Genomic DNA, 17,139 nt, shown 5'->3' on the forward strand with positions numbered 1-17,139 from the left:
GACCGGAGGTTACGCACCGTGGCCGCGCTCAAGACCACTCCCAAGCTCTTCGGCCGTCCGTCGCTGCCCGAGCGGAACTTCGTCACGGACGCGCTGCGCGCGGAGACGGTCGGCGGTGTGCTGCTCCTGCTCGCCGCGGTGGCGGCACTGATCTGGGCGAACACCCCTCTCGGCGACAGCTACGCCTCCGTGCGCGACTTCCACGTGGGGCCCGCGTCGCTCGGCCTCGACCTGTCGGTCCAGCACTGGGCGGCGGACGGTCTGCTGGCCGTCTTCTTCTTCGTCGCCGGCATCGAGCTCAAGCGGGAGCTGGTCGTGGGAGAGCTCCGCGACCCCAAGGCCGCTGCCCTGCCCGTCATCGCCGCGCTCTGCGGCATGATCATGCCCGCCCTCGTCTACCTGACGGTCACGACGCTCGGTGACGGTTCCACGGCCGGATGGGCGGTCCCCACCGCCACGGACATCGCCTTCGCCCTCGCCGTCCTCGCGGTGATCGGCACGTCGCTGCCGTCCGCGCTGCGCGCGTTCCTGCTGACGCTGGCGGTCGTCGACGACCTCTTCGCGATCCTGATCATCGCAGTCTTCTTCACGAACGACCTGAACTTCGCGGCGCTCGCCGGCGCGTTCGCCGGTCTCCTCCTCTTCTGGCTGCTGCTGCGCACGGGCGTGCGCGGCTGGTACGTGTACGTGCCGCTCGCCCTCGTCATCTGGGGGCTGATGTACAACAGCGGCGTCCACGCCACCATCGCCGGTGTCTCGATGGGCCTGATGCTGCGCTGCAGCCGCCGGGAGGGTGAGGAGCAGTCCCCGGGCGAGCACATCGAGCACCTGGTGCGTCCGCTGTCCGCGGGCATCGCCGTCCCGCTGTTCGCGCTGTTCTCGGCAGGAGTCACCGTCACCGGCAAGTCCCTCGGCGACGTCTTCACCCGGCCCGAGACGCTGGGCGTCGTGCTGGGCCTGGTGGTGGGCAAGGCACTCGGCATCTTCGGCGGCACCTGGCTGGCGGCGCGTTTCACCAGGGCGGAGCTGAACGAGGACCTGCGCTGGCCGGACGTCTTCGCGCTCGCCTCGCTCGCCGGCATCGGCTTCACCGTCTCCCTGCTGATCGGTGAGCTCGCCTTCACCGGGGACGCCACTCTCACCGACGAGGTGAAGGCCGCGGTCCTGATCGGTTCCCTGATCGCCGCAGTCCTCTCCGGCGTTCTCCTCAAACTGCGGGTGCGCACCTACCAGGCGCTGGCGGCCGAGGAGGAGCGCGACGAGGACATGTCCGGGATCCCCGACATCTACGAGCAGGACGATCCCGCGTACCACTTGAGGATGGCGGCCATCTACGAGGAGAAGGCCGCGGAGCACCGCAGGAGGGCACAAGCAGCGGGGGCATCGCGCGACGGCGGCGACAGTCCGGCATGATCTGACATCGGACCGTAGAACTTTGGAGAGGGAGTCAGCGATGAGCGACCGCGGCAACACCACGGCGAACGCTGTCGGCGCCGACCGCAGTCTCGGTCAGCTGGTCGCCGCGGCGACCGCCGAGATGTCGGCGCTGGTGCACGACGAGATCGCGCTGGCCAAGGCCCAGTTGCGCCAGGACGTGAAGAAGGCGGGCATCGGCGGTGGTGCGTTCACCGCCGCGGGTGCGGTGCTGCTCTTCTCGTTGCCGATGCTGAGCTTCGCGCTCGCCTACGGCTTCCAGTTGTGGACCCACTGGCACCTGTCGGTCTGCTTCCTGCTGTCGTTCGCCGTCAACGTCCTCGTCGCCGGACTGCTGGCGCTGATCGGTCTGGTCTTCGTGAAGAAGGCGAAGAAGGGCAAGGGCCCGCAGAAGGCGGTCGCCTCGGCCAAGGAGACCGCGGCGGTGCTGCAGAACGCCAAGCCGCATCCGCGCCGCCCCGCGCAGCCCGAGCTCCCGGCCGGCTCCCGGCAGGACAAGGTCACGGTGTGACCCGGAAGACCGGCGCGGGCGCGGCCGGCCGGGGAGTGGCGAACGCCCGGTCCGCGGGTGTGGCACGCTCATCAGCATGACGGCACCTGTTTCCAGCCCCGGCGGCCCCGGCGGTCCCGTACGTCTCGACGGTCCGTGGACCCACCGCGACGTCGCGGCCAACGGCGCCCGCTTCCACATCGCCGAGATGGGCGACGGGCCGCTGGTGATGCTGCTGCACGGGTTCCCGCAGTTCTGGTGGACCTGGCGGCACCAGCTGCCCGCGCTCGCCGACGCGGGCTTCCGGGCGGTGGCGATGGACCTGCGCGGAGTGGGCGGCAGCGACCGTACGCCGCGGGGTTACGACCCGGCCAACCTCGCACTCGACATCACCGGCGTGGTCCGGTCCCTGGGCGAGCCGGACGCCGCGCTGGTCGGACACGACCTGGGCGGCTACCTGGCGTGGACGGCGGCCGTGATGCGTCCCAAGCTGGTGCGCCGCCTGGCGGTCTCGTCGATGCCGCACCCGCGGCGCTGGCGTTCCGCGATGCTGTCGGACTTCGCGCAGAGCCGTGCCGGGTCGTACGTGTGGGGTTTCCAGCGGCCCTGGATCCCGGAGCGTCAACTGGTCGCCGACGACGCCGCGCTGGTGGGCCGGCTGATCGAGGACTGGTCGGGGCCGCAGCCGCTCGACGAGGAGGCGGTCGACGTCTACCGACGCGCGATGTGCATCCCTTCGACGGCGCACTGCTCGATCGAGCCGTACCGCTGGATGGTGCGTTCGCTGGCCCGGCCGGACGGCATCCAGTTCAACCGCCGGATGAAGCGTCCGGTGCGGGTGCCGACGCTGCATCTGCACGGGTCACTCGATCCGGCGATGCGCACGCGCAGCGCAGCGGGTTCGGGCGAGTACGTCGAAGCCCCGTACCGGTGGCGGCTGTTCGACGGTCTGGGCCACTTCCCCCACGAGGAGGACCCGGTGGCCTTCTCGAACGAGCTCATCAGCTGGCTCAAGGACCCGGAACCCGACCGCTGAGCCGTCCCGCGGCCGCGAGAGGCCGGTTGGGGGCCGTCCGGGCGAACCGGATGGAACGGTTGTCCTACGAACGGCCACATGCCCGGCGCATAGGCCAATTGGCGGGTCCCGACACGGTTACCGACCATGGGGCCCGGGCAGACGTCCGGGTATGGGCTGGACGCACGACTACGGTGACACAGCACGCAACCGCCGCTCGGCCAATGGGCCGATCTCCCACGACAGTGGCGGCTCTCAGCACGAGAGCCAGGAGCATCCGGGGCAGGGGATGGGCATTTCGCGCATTCTCCGGCGCCGTGCACGCTGGGTGTCCGCGCGACTGCGGCATCCGCGGGCCTGAGCCGGCGACAGCCCCGGCCCGGCCGCATCCCTACAGGGCGCATCCCTGGCTGTCGACCTGCTGGTTGGCGGCCCTGCCCCGGGCGATGTCGTCGCGGATCTCGTCGACCGTCAGGGCGTAGCCCGTGTCGGCGTCGTCGAGGGACCGGGCGAAGATGACGCCGTAGACCTTGCCGTCGGTGGTGAGCAGTGGGCCGCCGGAGTTGCCCTGGCGCACGGTCGCGAACAGGGAGTAGACGTCGCGGCGGACGGTGCCCCGGTGGTAGATGTCGGGACCGTTGGCGTTGATCCGGCCGCGGACACGGGCGGAGCGGACGTCGTAGGAGCCGTTCTCCGGGAAGCCCGCGACGATCGCGCTGTCGCCGCTGCGGGCGTCGTCCTCGGCGAACGCGAGCGGACGGGCCCTGAGGTCGGGGACGTCCAGGATCGCGATGTCGCGCTCCCAGTCGTACAGCACGACCTTGGCGTCGTAGAGCTTGCCCTCGCCGCCTATCTGGACGGTCGGTTCGTCCACGCCGCCGACCACATGGGCGTTGGTCATCACCCGGCGCTCGTCGAAGACGAAGCCGGTGCCTTCGAGGACCTTGCCGCACGTGGGCGCCGTACCGACGACCTTGACGATGGACTGCTTGGCGCGTGCGGCGACGGGGCTGCCGACGAGAGCCGGATCCGGGGGCCGGACCTCGGTGATGGGCTCGTTGGCGAACGGGCTGAAGACTTGCGGGAAGCCGTTCTGCGCGAGGACGGAGGTGAAGTCCGCGAACCAGGTGTTGGCCTGATCGGGCATCACCCGGGAGATGCCGAGCAGCACCTTGGAACTGCGCACCTCCTTGCCCAGCGTGGGCAGTGAGGTGCCGGCGAGCGCGGATCCGATCAGCCAGGCGACCAGCAGCATGGCGACGACGTTGACCAGGGCGCCACCGGTGGCGTCCAGGGCGCGGGCGGGTGACCAGGTGATGTGCCGGCGCAGCTTGTTCCCGAGGTGGGTGGTGAACGCCTGGCCGACCGACGCGCAGACGATCACGATCACCACGGCGATGATGGCGACCGTGGTCGACACCTCGGACCCGTCGGTCAGCGCCGCCCAGATCACCGGGAGCAGGTAGATCGCGACGAGCCCGCCGCCGAGGAAGCCGATCACCGAGAGGATGCCGACGACGAAGCCCTGGCGGTAGCCGACGATCGCGAACCAGACGGCGGCGACCAGCAACAGGATGTCCAGCACGTTCACCGTCAATAGCCTCGCAGTGTCGTCGCCGGGTGCTCCTTCCGGCTGGTCGGTCCGGGTTCGCGGCGCGGCCGCTTCGTCTGTGCGCCCCGGGGTGCGCTTCGTACGGGATCAGCGTGTCATGCGCGCCAGTCCAGCGGGACCTCCCTGGTCCGGTCCCATGGTCGCTCCCAGCCCGCGAAGTGCAGGATCCGGTCGATCACTCCGGCCGTGAAACCCCAGACCAGAGCGCCTTCGACCATGAACGCGGGCCCGGCGTGGCCGCTCGGGTGGAGGGCCATCGCGCGGTTGTCCGGGTCCGTGAGATCCGCCACGGGCACGGTGAAGACCCGCGCGGTCTCGGCGGGATCGACCGCCCCGACCGGGCTCGGGGTGCGCCACCATCCCAGTACGGGCGTGACGACGAATCCGCTCACCGGGATGTAGAGCTTGGGCAGCACGCCGAAGGGCTGGACCCCGGAGGGGTCGAGCCCGGTCTCCTCCTCGGCCTCCCTCAGCGCCGCGCGCAGCGGCCCCGTGGTGGCCGGGTCGCCGTCCTCCGGATCGAGGGCGCCGCCGGGGAACGACGGCTGCCCGGCGTGCGAGCGCAGCGTGCCGGCCCGCTCCATGAGCAGCAGCTCGGGCCCCCGCGGCCCCTCGCCGAACAGGACGAGCACGGCGGACTGCCGCCCGCGGCCGCTCTCGGGCGGCAGGAAGCGGCTCAGCTGGTGCGGCTGGACGGTGTCGGCGGCGCGCACCACGGGGTCGAGCCAGTCGGGCAGGCCGTCGGTGGTGACGGACACCTCTTCGTGCCTGCCGGACTGCTCGTACGTCTTGTAGGTCTCTTCGCCTGCGCGCGTCATGGGCACCCCCTGGTGGTCAACGCCCCGGGGCATCCGGATCGTTCCTCTTGGGGGCCGTTCACCCGATCGCGCCCAGGGCCGGGGCCGGTTTTCCCGGATAGTCCGGCGGCGGCTTGAGCCGCTGGCCCGGCCGGCCGCCCATCTCGTACTTCAGGAGCTTCCTGGCCTTCTCGGGGTCGGTCTCGCCCTCGCCGTAGGCCGGGCAGAGGTGAGTGATCGGGCAGGCGCCGCAGGCGGGCTTGCGGGCGTGGCAGATGCGGCGGCCGTGGAAGATGACGCGGTGGGAGAGCATCGTCCACTCCGATTTGGGGAAGATCGTGGCCATCTCGGCCTCGATCTTCACCGGGTCGTCCTGGTCGGTCCACTTCCAGCGGCGCACGAGGCGCATGAAGTGCGTGTCCACGGTGATGCCGGGGACTCCGAAGGCGTTTCCCAGGACGACGAAGGCCGTCTTGCGGCCCACTCCCGGAAGGCTGACCAGGTCCTCCAGCCGCCCGGGGACCTCGCCGCCGAAGTCGTCGCGGATGGCCTTGGACAGCCCCATGATCGACTTGGTCTTGGCCCGGAAGAAGCCGGTCGGGCGGATGAGCTCCTCGACCTCCTCGGGCACCGCCGCGGCCAGGTCCTCGGGAGTGGGGTACTTCGCGAAGAGGGCGGGGGTCGTCTGATTGACCCTGAGGTCGGTTGTCTGGGCCGACAGGACCGTCGCTATCAGCAGCTGGTACGGATTCTCGAAGTCGAGCTCCGGATGCGCGTACGGGAAGACCTCGGCGAGCTCGCGGTTGATCCGGCGGGCGCGGCGGACCATGGCCAGACGCGATTCCGGTTTGACCGATTTCTTCCTTTTGCCCGGACTGGGCGAGAGCTGTTCGCCCACAGCGGAATTCAGGTTTCCGGACACGCTCCCAGCCCCCTTGGCCTGCGCTCTCACCGGCGAATTGGACACCCGGCCAGCCTAAGGGCCGCCACCGACATTCGCGCCGGTCCCCGTGAATCACGACCCAATCGGGCCCCTGCCGCACGGTTGGGCGCGCCAGTGCGTCAAACTTGTTGTGATTGATCGCACGATTGTTTACTACGGGGGTCCCGATCCCCGACGATGCCGCCGCGGGGCACCGAGTCCCGGAACAGCACGGCAACGGTCCGGCATCATGGGGACAACGTCCCCTGAGCAGGTCGACAAGGAGAGAACTCGTGGACGACGTTCTGCGGCGCGCCCCGCTCTTCGCGGCGCTCGATGACGAGCAGGCCGCGGAGCTCCGCGCCTCGATGAGTGAAGTGACGCTCGCCCGCGGCGACGCGCTCTTCCACGAGGGCGAACCGGGCGACCGCCTGTACGTGGTCACCGAAGGCAAGGTCAAGCTCCACCGCACGTCCCCCGACGGCCGCGAGAACATGCTCGCCGTCCTCGGCCCGGGCGAGCTCATCGGCGAGCTGTCCCTCTTCGACCCCGGCCCGCGCACCGCGACCGCCACCGCCCTGACCGAGGTGAAGCTCCTCGGCCTCGGCCACGGCGACCTCCAGCCCTGGCTGAACGCGCGCCCCGAGGTGGCCACCGCACTGCTGCGCGCGGTCGCCCGCCGGCTGCGCAAGACCAACGACCAGATGTCCGACCTGGTCTTCTCCGACGTCCCGGGCCGTGTCGCCCGCGCGCTCCTCGACCTGTCGCGCCGCTTCGGCGTGCAGTCGGAGGAGGGCATCCACGTCGTCCACGACCTCACCCAGGAGGAGCTGGCCCAGCTCGTCGGCGCCTCCCGCGAGACCGTGAACAAGGCGCTCGCCGACTTCGCCCAGCGCGGCTGGCTGCGCCTCGAGGCGCGTGCGGTGATCCTGCTGGACGTGGAGCGCCTGGCCAAGCGTTCGCGCTGACACCCGCCGCACCTGCGAGAGGGCCGCCCGCGCGACGCGGGCGGCCCTCTCGCATGCGTGGCGTCAGTTCCTGCCGCCGTCCACGATCAGCGGATTGCCGGTGCCGGAGCCGCAGGGCACGGCGTAGACCGGGTTCTTCTCGGCCGCCTCGCGGAACGCCTCGATGCACTGGTTGGTCAGCACCTTGTCGCTCAGCGACTCGTTGAGGATGCGGTTGGCCTTGGCGATGCCCTCGGCCTCGATGCGGCGGCGTTCGGCCTCCGCCTTGGCCGTACGGGCCGCCTCCGTCGCGCGCTCGGTGGCCTGCTGCTGCTGGATCTTGCGGTCGATCTGGTCCTGCAGCTTCTCCGAGGGCTTCACGTTGCGCAGGTTGACCGTGGTGACGTCGATGCCGCGCGGGGCGAGCCGCTCCTTGATCAGCTCACCGATCTCGGCGTTGATCTTCTCGCGGGCGGAGGTGTAGCCCTCCTCGCTGGTGTGGCGGGCGAAGACGTTGCGCACGATCTCGCGGCTGTCGGGGAAGACCAGGCGCTGCTGGATCGCGTCCTCGCTGCCCGCGAGGCGGTACAGCTCGACGGCCTTCGCCGGGGTGACCGCCCACTTCACGGTCAGCTCCGCGTACATCACACCGCCCTGCGAGGAGCGCACCTCGACGACGTCCTTGTCAGAGAGGTTGAGGTCCACCGGCCGGGTGGAGAAGGTCGTGACGCTGGTGAACGGCGAGGTGAGGTTCACGCCGGAGGTCATCGGAGAGCCGACCTTGCCGAACGTGACCGGCACGCCGACCTCGTAGGCGCTGACGACGTGGACACAGCTGGCCATGCCGGAGAAGAGCCCGGCGAGCAGGGCGCCCAGGGCGCCGATCTTGAGACCCCGGTTGTCGCCGCCGCGGGCAACGGCGTACATCACCGCAGCGGCGATGACGAGGATGACGAACAGGACGAACACGGCTTGATCCCCCCAGTGACGGATGTCGCGAAGCGCAAAGTAAGCGGAGCGTAAAGCATCACCGGCGGTGGGGACGCGGGAGGGCGGTGTCCGGTTGCGGCCCCGCGGCCACGGCCCTGTCCGGCGACCGGGCCGGGCTGCGCCGGACACCCCCTGGGGTCAGCCCTGTTCGATCAGACCGTGCTCGCGCAGGTACTCCAGCTGCGCCCGTACCGACAGCTCCGCCGCGGGCCACAGGGACCGGTCGACGTCCGCGTACACCTGCGCGACGACCTCGGATGCCGTCGTGAAGCCGTCCTCGACGGCCGTCTCGACCTGCGCCAGGCGGCTCGCCCGGTGCGCGAGGTAGAACTCGACCGCGCCCTGGGCGTCGTCGAGCACGGGCCCGTGGCCGGGCAGCACCGTGTGGACACCGTCGTCGACGGTGAGCGAGCGCAGCCGCCGCAGCGAGTCGAGGTAGTCGCCGAGCCGGCCTTCGGGGTGGGCGACGACCGTCGTGCCCCGGCCCAGGACCGTGTCGCCGGTCAGCACGGCGCGGTCGGCGGGCAGGTGGAAGCTGAGCGAGTCGGCGGTGTGCCCCGGCGTGGGTACGACCCGCATCTCCAGCCCGCCCGTGGTGATCACGTCCCCGGCCGCGAGCCCCTCGTCGCCGAGCCGCAGCGCGGGGTCGAGGGCGCGGACCTTCGTACCGGTCAGCTCCGCAAGGCGTGCGGCGCCCTCCGCGTGGTCGGGGTGCCCGTGGGTGAGCAGGGTCAGCGCGACACGCTTGCCGGCCTTCTCGGCCGTCTCGATCACGGCCCGCAGATGGGCGTCGTCCAGCGGCCCCGGGTCGACCACCACGGCGAGGCCCGAGTCCGGCTCCGAGACGATCCAGGTGTTCGTGCCGTCCAGCGTCATCGCAGAGGGATTCGGCGCGAGGACGTTGACCGCGCGGGCGGTGGCGGGCCCGGAGAGCGCGCCTCCGCGGGGCTGTCCGGGCAGTGCTGCGGCGTCGGTCATCGCGAGCCTCCGGTCGGCACGTGCTTGGTGAACTCGTCGTACCCGGGCCAGCTCAGGACGACCTCGCCGCCCTCCAGGCGCGCGTTCGCGAGCACGGGCGCCATGTCCTGCCCGGCGGCCGCCTCCAGCGCCTGCGCCGCCGTCTCGTACTGCCGCAGGGTGCGCAGGGTGGCGATGGTGGGGGGCATCATCAGCAACTCGCCCTTGTCGTAGCCCGCGGTCGCGTCGGCCGGGCGGATCCAGACGGTGCTCTCGGCCTCCGTGGACGCGTTGCGGGTGCGCTGGCCCTCGGGCAGGGCCGCCACGAAGAACCAGGTGTCGTAGCGGCGCGGCTCGAACTCCGGGGTGATCCAGCGCGCCCACGCACCGAGCAGGTCCGAGCGCAGCACCAGGCCGCGCCGGTCCAGGAACTCGGCGAAGGACACGTCCCGGTCCACCAGCGCCTGCCGGTCCGCCTCCCAGTCGTCCCCCGTCGTGTCCCCGACGACCGTGCCGGGCGTCGGGCCCGCGAGCAGGACGCCCGCCTCCTCGTACGTCTCGCGGACCGCCGCGCACACGATGGCCTGCGCGGACGCGGTGTCGGTGCCGAGTCGCCGCGCCCAGGTCTCCAGCGACGGTCCGGCCCAGCCGACGGGCCGGTCGTCACGCGGGTCCACGCCCCCGCCCGGATAGGCGTACGCGCCGCCCGCGAAGGCCATGGACGTGCGCCGGCGCAGCATGTGGACGGCGGGCCCGTCCGCCGCGTCGCGCAGCAGCATCACCGTGGCGGCCCTCTTGGGGGTCACGGGCGTGAGCTCACCGGCCGCGAGCGCGCGGATGCGGTCGGGCCATTCCGGCGGGTACCACTGACCATTGGACATGGGGCGGATGCTATGCGCTCACGCGCGGATGTTCGAGGGGTGGCCGGTGCGGCCGGCCACCAGGTGGCGAGGCGGATTCCCCCACCGGCCGCGGCACGACGACGGCCCCGAGCCCGCCGGCGGACCGGCGGGCTCGGGGCCGTACACCTACTGACCTTGCGTTCAGTCCTGGACGAGCTCCACCTGGATCTCGACCTCGACCGGAGCGTCCAGCGGCAGCACCGCGACGCCCACCGCGCTGCGCGCGTGCACACCCTTGTCGCCCAGAACCTCGCCGAGCAGCTCGCTCGTCCCGTTGATCACGCCGGGCTGGCCGGTGAAGTCCGCGGCCGACGCCACGAAGCCCACGACCTTCACGACGCGGGCGATGCGGTCCAGGTCGCCGACGACCGACTTCACGGCGGCCAGAGCGTTCAACCCGCAGATACGGGCGAGCTCCTTGGCCTCCTCGGCGGTGACCTCGCCGCCCACCTTGCCGGTGACCGGAAGCTTGCCCTCCACCATCGGCAGCTGGCCCGAGGTGTACACGTACGAGCCCGAGACCACAGCCGGCTGATAGGCGGCCAGCGGCGGGACGACCTCCGGCAGGGTCAGACCGAGCTCGGCGAGCCTGCGCTCGACCACGCCGCTCACGAGGACTTCTCCCGCTTCAGGTAGGCCACCAGCTGCTCGGGGTTGTTCGGCCCGGGCACGACCTGGACGAGCTCCCAGCCGTCCTCGCCCCAGGTGTCCAGAATCTGCTTCGTCGCGTGCACGAGGAGGGGCACGGTCGCGTATTCCCACTTGGTCATGGAGCCGACTGTAGCCGCACCCCCCGGCCGCTTCGTGAAGCAGCCCGGGGCGGGCACGTGACGCAGCCCGCAGGCAGCCTCGTGCGTAGGCCGGTGCACGACTGGTTAGGCTCGAATACGTGAGCAGGCTCCAGGTCGTCAGCGGCAAGGGCGGTACCGGTAAGACCACGGTGGCCGCCGCCCTCGCGCTCGCCCTCGCCACCGAGGGAAAGCGCACCCTCCTCGTCGAGGTCGAGGGCCGGCAGGGCATCGCCCAGCTCTTCGAGACGGAAGCCCTTCCGTACGAGGAGCGCAAGATCGCCGTGTCGTCCGGCGGCGGCGAGGTGTTCGCGCTGGCCATCGACGCCGAACGCGCGCTCCTCGACTACCTGCAGATGTTCTACAGGCTCGGCAGCGCGGGCCGCGCCCTCAAGAAGCTCGGCGCGATCGACTTCGCGACGACCATCGCGCCCGGCGTCCGGGACGTACTGCTGACCGGCAAGGCGTGCGAGGCCGTACGCCGCCGGGACAAACAAGGGCGGTACGTCTACGACCACGTGGTCATGGACGCGCCGCCCACCGGCCGCATCACCCGCTTCCTGAACGTGAACGACGAGGTCGCGGGCCTCGCCCGGATCGGCCCGATACACAATCAGGCGCAGGCCGTGATGCGCGTGCTCAAGTCCCCCCAGACGGCGGTCCACCTGGTCACGCTGCTGGAGGAGATGCCCGTCCAGGAGACCGCGGACGGCGTCGCCGAGCTGCGCGCCGCCGAACTCCCCGTGGGCAACGTCATCGTGAACATGGTCCGCCCCCACCTTCTCGACGAGGAGGCGGTGCGCGACGCGTCGGACGGCCGCCGAGGCGAGATTGCCGAGGCGCTCACGGCGGCGGGCGTCCCCGGCTCGGCGAAGCTCGTCACCCCGCTGCTGGCCCAGGCCGCCGAGCACGCCCGGCGGGTGGAGCTGGAGCGCGAGCAGCGGCGGGTGCTGAACGCGCTGGCCCTGGGCGCGTACGAGCTGCCCGTGCTCAGCGAGGGCGTCGACATCGCCGGGCTGTACCAACTGGCCAGAGAACTGCGCAAGCAAGGGGCGGGCTCATGACGCTGGACGCATCGGCCCGCCTGGAGGTCGACCCGCTCATCGACGATCCGGCCACGCGCATCATCGTGTGCTGCGGCGCGGGCGGCGTCGGCAAGACCACGACGGCCGCGGCCCTCGGCGTACGGGCGGCGGAGCGCGGTCGCAAGGTCGTCGTCCTGACCATCGACCCGGCCCGGCGGCTCGCCCAGTCCATGGGCATCGACTCGCTCGACAACACGCCGCGCAGGGTCAAGGGCATCGAGGGCGACGGCGAACTGCACGCCATGATGCTCGACATGAAGCGCACCTTCGACGAGATCGTCGAGGCGCACGCGGACGCGGAGCGCGCCCGCGCGATCCTGGAGAACCCCTTCTACCAGTCCCTGTCCGCCGGTTTCGCCGGCACGCAGGAGTACATGGCGATGGAGAAGCTGGGGCAGCTGCGCGGGCGCGAGGAGTGGGACCTGATCGTCGTCGACACTCCGCCGTCGCGCTCCGCGCTCGACTTCCTGGACGCGCCCAAGCGCCTCGGGTCGTTCCTCGACGGCAAGTTCATCAAGCTGCTGATGGCTCCGGCGAAGGTGGGCGGCCGCGCGGGGATGAAGTTCCTCAACGTCGGCATGTCGATGATGACGGGCACGCTGGGCAAGCTGCTGGGCGGTCAACTGCTCCGCGACGTCCAGACCTTCGTGGCCGCGATGGACACGATGTTCGGCGGCTTCCGCACCCGCGCGGACGCGACCTACCGGCTGCTGCAGGCGCCGGGCACAGCGTTCGTGGTGGTCGCGGCGCCGGAGCGGGACGCGCTGCGGGAGGCGGCGTACTTCGTGGAGCGGCTGGCCGCGGAGGACATGCCGCTCGCGGGTCTCGTCCTCAATCGCGTGCACGGCAGCGAGGCCGCGCGGCTGTCCGCGGAGCGGGCGCTCGCGGCCGCGGAAAATCTTGACGAGTCCGGCATTGTGGATCAGGGGCCCGGGAAGACTGGTGGTCGTGACGCCGCGGCCGTCTCTCCCGAATCCCCGGCCGTGGATCACTCCCCCGAAGCACGTGAGGTTCCCCCCGACGCACCCGGATCACCGTCCGAGGTTCCCGAAGTACACGACGTGCACGAAGTGCATGGTGTGCAGACCGCGCAGCAGTTGACGGCCGGCCTGCTGCGTCTGCATGCCGAGAGGATGCAGGTGTTGGCACGCGAGCAGCGCACGCGCGACCGTTTCACGGCCCTCCACCCCGAGGTGCCCGTCACCGAGGTCCCGGCCCTTCCGGGCGATGTCCACGACCTGGCCGGCCTCCGCGCGATCGGCACGCGCCTGGCAGCGGGGTCGTAGGACCGCGCTGCGCGCGCGAACGGCACGTCGTCCACGCGCAGCCCGGACTCGGGCGCCGCGTTCCCGGTCGCCCCGGCCCTGGGCGCAGAGCGACTCAAGCGCGCAGCATGCTCCGGCCGTCGGCCCAGAGCGGCTCAAGCGCGCAGGCGCAGCACGCTCCGGCACGCCGGCGTCATCGCCTGCGCGCCGACGCGCGGGTGCCCGTCAGCCCACCGCCGCGTACGTCTCGTACGTCTCGTCGTCGTCGAGGCCCACTGGCAGAATGCCCGCGCTGCGCTCGTACTCCGTGCGCGCGGTCTCGAGCAGTCTCCGCCAGGACGTGACCGTCGGGCGCCTGCGCAGCAGCGCTCGTCGCTCCCTCTCGGTCATGCCGCCCCACACGCCGAACTCGACGCGGTTGTCCAGCGCATCGGCCAGACATTCGGTACGTACCGGGCAACCGGTGCACACCGCCTTGGCCCTGTTCTGCGCTGCCCCTTGTACGAACAGTTCATCCGGATCCGTCGTGCGGCAGGCTGCCTGCGCACTCCAGTCGGTAACCCAGCCCATGCCGGCGCCGTCCTCTCCCGAATCGAGGCTCCCCCACGGCGGCAGCGGCATATTCACCGCTGCCAGTTGAGGACGTTACGGAAGGCGGGCACAGCGCAACACCCCCACGGGGCCCAATCTTGAATGGTCCGAACGGACTATGCGTACGCGGCAGATCACCCAGGGGAGTGACCTGGGGGCATGCACGACAAACCCGGCAAAGCGGGACAGTTCCTTTGCCGTACAACAGACTTCGACGACAAACGCAGGGATTCGGGCATGGCTCCGCCGGATTCGGGTACAGCGGAGTTCTGCCAGGTACTTGATGCGAGACCGCACTGCCGTGACAGTTGAGAGCAGCTTAGGCCAATGCCTTTACGCCTGTCCGGCAAATGAGAACGTAGGCTGCCCTCATGCCAAAGAAGCGCTCGGGCGGCGGTCTGACCGGGACCCAGCAGGCCGCCAAGTTCCTCGGTGTCAGTGTGCTCTCCGGAGCGGTGCTGGCGGGCATCGCCCTGCCCGCCGCCGGTGCGCTGGGACTCGCGGCCAAGGGCACGGTCGAGGGATTCGACGAGATCCCGGCCAACCTCAAGACACCGCCCCTGAGTCAGCGCACCACCATCCTGGACTCCGAGGGCGGCAAGATCGCCACGGTCTACTCGCGCGACCGCACGGTGGTGCCCCTCAAGGACATCTCGCCTTACATGCAGAAGGCGATCATCGCGATCGAGGACGCCCGCTTCTACGACCACGGCGCGGTCGACCTCAAGGGCGTGCTGCGCGCGCTCAACAAGAACGCGCAGTCCGGGGGCGTGTCCGAGGGTGCCTCCACGCTCACCCAGCAGTACGTGAAGAACGTCTTCGTCGAGGAGGCCGGCGACGACCCCGACAAGGTCGCCCAGGCCACCCAGCAGACCATCGGCCGCAAGATCCGCGAACTGAAGTACGCGATCCAGGTCGAGGAGGAGCTGGGCAAGAAGAAGATCCTCGAGAACTATCTCAACATCACCTTCTTCGGTCAGCAGGCGTACGGCGTCGAGGCCGCCTCTCAGCGCTACTTCTCCAAGTCCGCCAAGGACCTGAAGCTGGAGGAGGCGGCGATGCTGGCCGGCATCGTCCAGTCGCCGAGCCGCTACGACCCGGTCAACGACACCGAAGAGGCCACCAAGCGCCGCAACATCGTGCTCCAGCGCATGGCCGACGTCCGCGACATCTCCCAGGAGGAGGCGGACAGGGCCAAGGCCACGCCGATCGAACTGGCCATCAGCAAGCCGGACAACGGGTGCATCACCGCCGTGAACGGCGCGGGCTTCTTCTGCGACTACGTGCGCAAGACGATCCTCAGCAACCCCGCCTTCGGGAAGACGGACGAGGAGCGCTCGAAGCTCTGGAACCTGGGCGGCCTCACCATTCGCACGACACTGAGCCCGCGTGCGCAGGCCGCCGCGAACCAGGCCGCCACGGCGAAGGTCAACAAGACGGACAAGGTCGCCGCGGCCGTGGTGCAGGTCCAGCCCGGCACGGGCAGGATCCTGTCGATGGGCCAGTCCCGCCCGTACGGCCTGGACCAGAAGCAGCACGAGACGGTGCTCAACCTCGCGGTCGGCAGCAAGATGGGCGGCACGACGTACGGCTTCCAGGTCGGTTCGACCTTCAAGCCGATCACGGCGGCCGCGGCACTGGAGAAGGGCATCAGCCCCGCCCAGTCGTTCAGCTCCGGATACGAGATCACGCTGCCGGAGAACTCGTACATCCGGTGCGACGGCTCTCCCGCGGGGCACCAGAACTGGCTCGTGGGGAACGAGCTGAAGTCCGAGGTCGGCAGCTGGGACATGACGAGCGCCCTCGGCAAGTCCATCAACACGTACTTCGCGAAGCTCGAGCAGATGACCGGCCTGTGCGAGACGGTCCAGATGGCGAAGAAGATGGGGTACGAGCGCGAGCTGGGCCAGAACCTCAAGGAAGTGCCCTCCATCACCCTCGGCGCCACGGAATCCACCCCGCTCGACATGGCGGCCGCGTACGCCACGTTCGCCAACCGCGGCACGTACTGCACGCCGGTCGCCATCGAGTCCGTGACGGACGCCAACGGCAAGCGGATCAAGGTGCCGGGCTCCGAGTGCTCGCAGGTGATGAACCAGAAGACCGCGGACACGATCAACCAGATGCTCAAGGGCGTGGTCGAGGACGGCACCGGTACGCAGGCCGGCCTCCAGGACCGCGACAACGCGGGCAAGACCGGTACGACCAACGACCGCAAGGACGCCTGGTTCGTGGGCTACACGCCGAACCTGTCCACGGCGGTGTGGGTCGGCGACGACGTCGGCGAGAAGACGTCGATGTACAAGATCACCATCGGCGGCCAGTACTACGACAAGGTCTGCGGCGGCTGCCTGCCCGGCCCGATCTGGAAGATCGCGATGACCGGGGCACTGGACGCCTCCGAGACCCCCGCGTTCAACCCCGTCTCCGTCCCGCGCGGGAAGGAGAAGGAGGACAAGGACAAGGACAAGGGCCGCGACCGTGACGAGAACAGGCCCGGCGACAACGGGCCCATCCCCGGCATCAGCATCCCGCCGGACCTGATCGGCGGCGGCAACAACCGCGGTCAGGGCAACGGCAACGGCGGCAACTGGCCGTAGGCGCCCGGCAGTCACGGCGAAGGGGGACCCGGTGACCGGGTCCCCCTTCGCCGTGCCGTATGCCGTGCGGCCAGTGCCGTATGCCGTGCGCACTCAGCCCGCGAGCAGCTGCTTCACGGCGGCCGCCACGCGGCCGCCCTCGGCGCGGCCCGCCACCTTCGGGTTCACGATCTTCATGACGGCGCCCATGGCGCGCGGGCCCTCGGCGCCGCCCGCCCTGGCCTCCTCGACGGCCTGCGCCACGATCTGGTGGAGCTCGTCGTCCGTCAGCTGCTGCGGCAGGTAGGCGTCGAGGATCACGCCCTCGGCCTTCTCGCGCTCGGCCTGCTCGGCACGACCGCCCTGCGCGAAGGCGTCGGCGGCCTCGCGGCGCTTCTTCGCCTCCTTGGCGATCACCTTCTGCACCTCGTCGTCGGAGAGCTCGCGGGCCGTCTTGCCCGAGACCTCCTCCTTCGTGATCGCGGCGAGGGTCAGCCGGAGCGTGGAGGAGCGCAGTTCGTCGCGCGCCCTGATCGCCTCGGTGAGGTCTTCCTGCAGCTTGGACTTGAGCGTGGTCATGCGCTCAAGTGTCGCAGGTACGGGAGGGGGTGCGCCCGCGCATTTCGTGCGACGCGCACCGGTCGGCGCCGCCGGGGGGTGCTCTTGGCCCCCGCCCGGCCGGCCGGCCGGGGCACGCCGGGCCCGTGCGCGGCGTGCGCCGACGGGACGGGCGCACGCGCCGGGGGACTCGTAAGGCCGCGGACA

The 17,139-nt window shown here is 70.6% G+C and carries 18 protein-coding genes; 8 read left to right on the forward strand and 10 right to left on the reverse strand.

Annotated features, from left to right (window positions below):
- Window positions 1-18: 18 nt before the first annotated feature.
- The 4 genes from nhaA to QFZ82_RS18765 all read left to right on the forward strand — a co-directional run bounded on the left by nhaA (window position 19) and on the right by QFZ82_RS18765 (window position 3,300).
- Complete coding sequence (gene nhaA / locus QFZ82_RS18750; RefSeq protein ID WP_307714267.1) at window positions 19-1,413, forward strand: Na+/H+ antiporter NhaA; 1,395 nt, start codon at window positions 19-21, stop codon at window positions 1,411-1,413.
- Between the two features lie 40 nt (window positions 1,414-1,453).
- Window positions 1,454-1,945 (forward strand): phage holin family protein, encoded by a 492-nt coding sequence (locus tag QFZ82_RS18755; RefSeq protein ID WP_307714268.1) that lies wholly within the window; start codon window positions 1,454-1,456, stop codon window positions 1,943-1,945.
- Window positions 1,946-2,021: 76 nt separating this feature from the next.
- A complete protein-coding gene (locus QFZ82_RS18760) occupies window positions 2,022-2,960 on the forward strand; it encodes an alpha/beta fold hydrolase (protein WP_307714269.1) in 939 nt (312 codons plus the stop codon).
- 151 nt (window positions 2,961-3,111) lie between these two features.
- Complete coding sequence (locus tag QFZ82_RS18765; protein WP_256356048.1) at window positions 3,112-3,300, forward strand: hypothetical protein; 189 nt, start codon at window positions 3,112-3,114, stop codon at window positions 3,298-3,300.
- Window positions 3,301-3,330: 30 nt separating this feature from the next.
- On the opposite strand, the gene QFZ82_RS18770 is transcribed toward QFZ82_RS18765, so the two are convergent.
- The 3 genes from QFZ82_RS18770 to nth form a co-directional block, all read right to left on the reverse strand.
- Window positions 3,331-4,530 carry a MarP family serine protease gene (locus tag QFZ82_RS18770; RefSeq protein ID WP_307714270.1) on the reverse strand — a complete coding sequence of 400 codons (1,200 nt, stop codon included), beginning with the start codon at window positions 4,528-4,530 and terminating at the stop codon, window positions 3,331-3,333.
- A 116-nt stretch (window positions 4,531-4,646) separates the two neighbouring features.
- The gene (locus QFZ82_RS18775; RefSeq protein ID WP_307714271.1) at window positions 4,647-5,369 is read right to left on the reverse strand and encodes a CoA pyrophosphatase; all 723 of its coding nucleotides are present in this window, start codon (window positions 5,367-5,369) and stop codon (window positions 4,647-4,649) included.
- A 58-nt stretch (window positions 5,370-5,427) separates the two neighbouring features.
- Entirely contained in the window at window positions 5,428-6,258 is an 831-nt protein-coding gene (gene nth / locus QFZ82_RS18780) for an endonuclease III (RefSeq protein WP_373429428.1), read from the reverse strand.
- 305 nt (window positions 6,259-6,563) lie between these two features.
- Here nth and QFZ82_RS18785 point away from each other — a divergent pair, with 305 nt between their 5' ends.
- Window positions 6,564-7,238: a Crp/Fnr family transcriptional regulator gene (locus tag QFZ82_RS18785; RefSeq protein ID WP_215183860.1), complete on the forward strand. Its 675-nt coding sequence runs from the start codon at window positions 6,564-6,566 to the stop codon at window positions 7,236-7,238.
- Between the two features lie 63 nt (window positions 7,239-7,301).
- Here the strand turns inward: QFZ82_RS18785 and QFZ82_RS18790 are convergent, their stop codons facing one another.
- The 5 genes from QFZ82_RS18790 to QFZ82_RS18810 form a co-directional block, all read right to left on the reverse strand.
- Window positions 7,302-8,186, reverse strand: coding sequence for a prohibitin family protein (locus QFZ82_RS18790; protein WP_307714273.1), 885 nt, complete (start codon window positions 8,184-8,186; stop codon window positions 7,302-7,304).
- 159 nt (window positions 8,187-8,345) lie between these two features.
- Window positions 8,346-9,185: an MBL fold metallo-hydrolase gene (locus QFZ82_RS18795; RefSeq protein ID WP_307714274.1), complete on the reverse strand. Its 840-nt coding sequence runs from the start codon at window positions 9,183-9,185 to the stop codon at window positions 8,346-8,348.
- A complete protein-coding gene (locus QFZ82_RS18800; RefSeq protein WP_307714275.1) occupies window positions 9,182-10,045 on the reverse strand; it encodes an NUDIX hydrolase in 864 nt (287 codons plus the stop codon). Before QFZ82_RS18800 ends, QFZ82_RS18795 begins: the two co-directional genes overlap by 4 nt.
- A gap of 162 nt (window positions 10,046-10,207) precedes the next feature.
- Complete coding sequence (locus QFZ82_RS18805; RefSeq protein ID WP_307714276.1) at window positions 10,208-10,678, reverse strand: RidA family protein; 471 nt, start codon at window positions 10,676-10,678, stop codon at window positions 10,208-10,210.
- Window positions 10,675-10,836, reverse strand: coding sequence for a DUF4177 domain-containing protein (locus QFZ82_RS18810; RefSeq protein WP_005314434.1), 162 nt, complete (start codon window positions 10,834-10,836; stop codon window positions 10,675-10,677). Before QFZ82_RS18810 ends, QFZ82_RS18805 begins: the two co-directional genes overlap by 4 nt.
- Before the next feature lie 119 nt (window positions 10,837-10,955).
- Here QFZ82_RS18810 and QFZ82_RS18815 point away from each other — a divergent pair, with 119 nt between their 5' ends.
- Entirely contained in the window at window positions 10,956-11,918 is a 963-nt protein-coding gene (locus QFZ82_RS18815) for an ArsA-related P-loop ATPase (protein WP_307714277.1), read from the forward strand.
- Window positions 11,915-13,225: an ArsA family ATPase gene (locus tag QFZ82_RS18820; protein ID WP_307714278.1), complete on the forward strand. Its 1,311-nt coding sequence runs from the start codon at window positions 11,915-11,917 to the stop codon at window positions 13,223-13,225. Before QFZ82_RS18815 ends, QFZ82_RS18820 begins: the two co-directional genes overlap by 4 nt.
- Before the next feature lie 204 nt (window positions 13,226-13,429).
- Here the strand turns inward: QFZ82_RS18820 and QFZ82_RS18825 are convergent, their stop codons facing one another.
- The gene (locus QFZ82_RS18825) at window positions 13,430-13,774 is read right to left on the reverse strand and encodes a WhiB family transcriptional regulator (RefSeq protein WP_177149633.1); all 345 of its coding nucleotides are present in this window, start codon (window positions 13,772-13,774) and stop codon (window positions 13,430-13,432) included.
- A gap of 392 nt (window positions 13,775-14,166) precedes the next feature.
- On the opposite strand from QFZ82_RS18825, the gene QFZ82_RS18830 reads away from it, so the two are divergent.
- Window positions 14,167-16,395: a transglycosylase domain-containing protein gene (locus tag QFZ82_RS18830; RefSeq protein ID WP_307714279.1), complete on the forward strand. Its 2,229-nt coding sequence runs from the start codon at window positions 14,167-14,169 to the stop codon at window positions 16,393-16,395.
- Window positions 16,396-16,488: 93 nt separating this feature from the next.
- Here the strand turns inward: QFZ82_RS18830 and QFZ82_RS18835 are convergent, their stop codons facing one another.
- Window positions 16,489-16,953, reverse strand: coding sequence for a GatB/YqeY domain-containing protein (locus tag QFZ82_RS18835; protein WP_307714280.1), 465 nt, complete (start codon window positions 16,951-16,953; stop codon window positions 16,489-16,491).
- Window positions 16,954-17,139 lie beyond the last annotated feature (186 nt).

The sequence above is a fragment of the Streptomyces sp. V4I23 genome, from assembly GCF_030817975.1.
Taxonomy (GTDB): Bacteria; Actinomycetota; Actinomycetes; order Streptomycetales; family Streptomycetaceae; genus Streptomyces.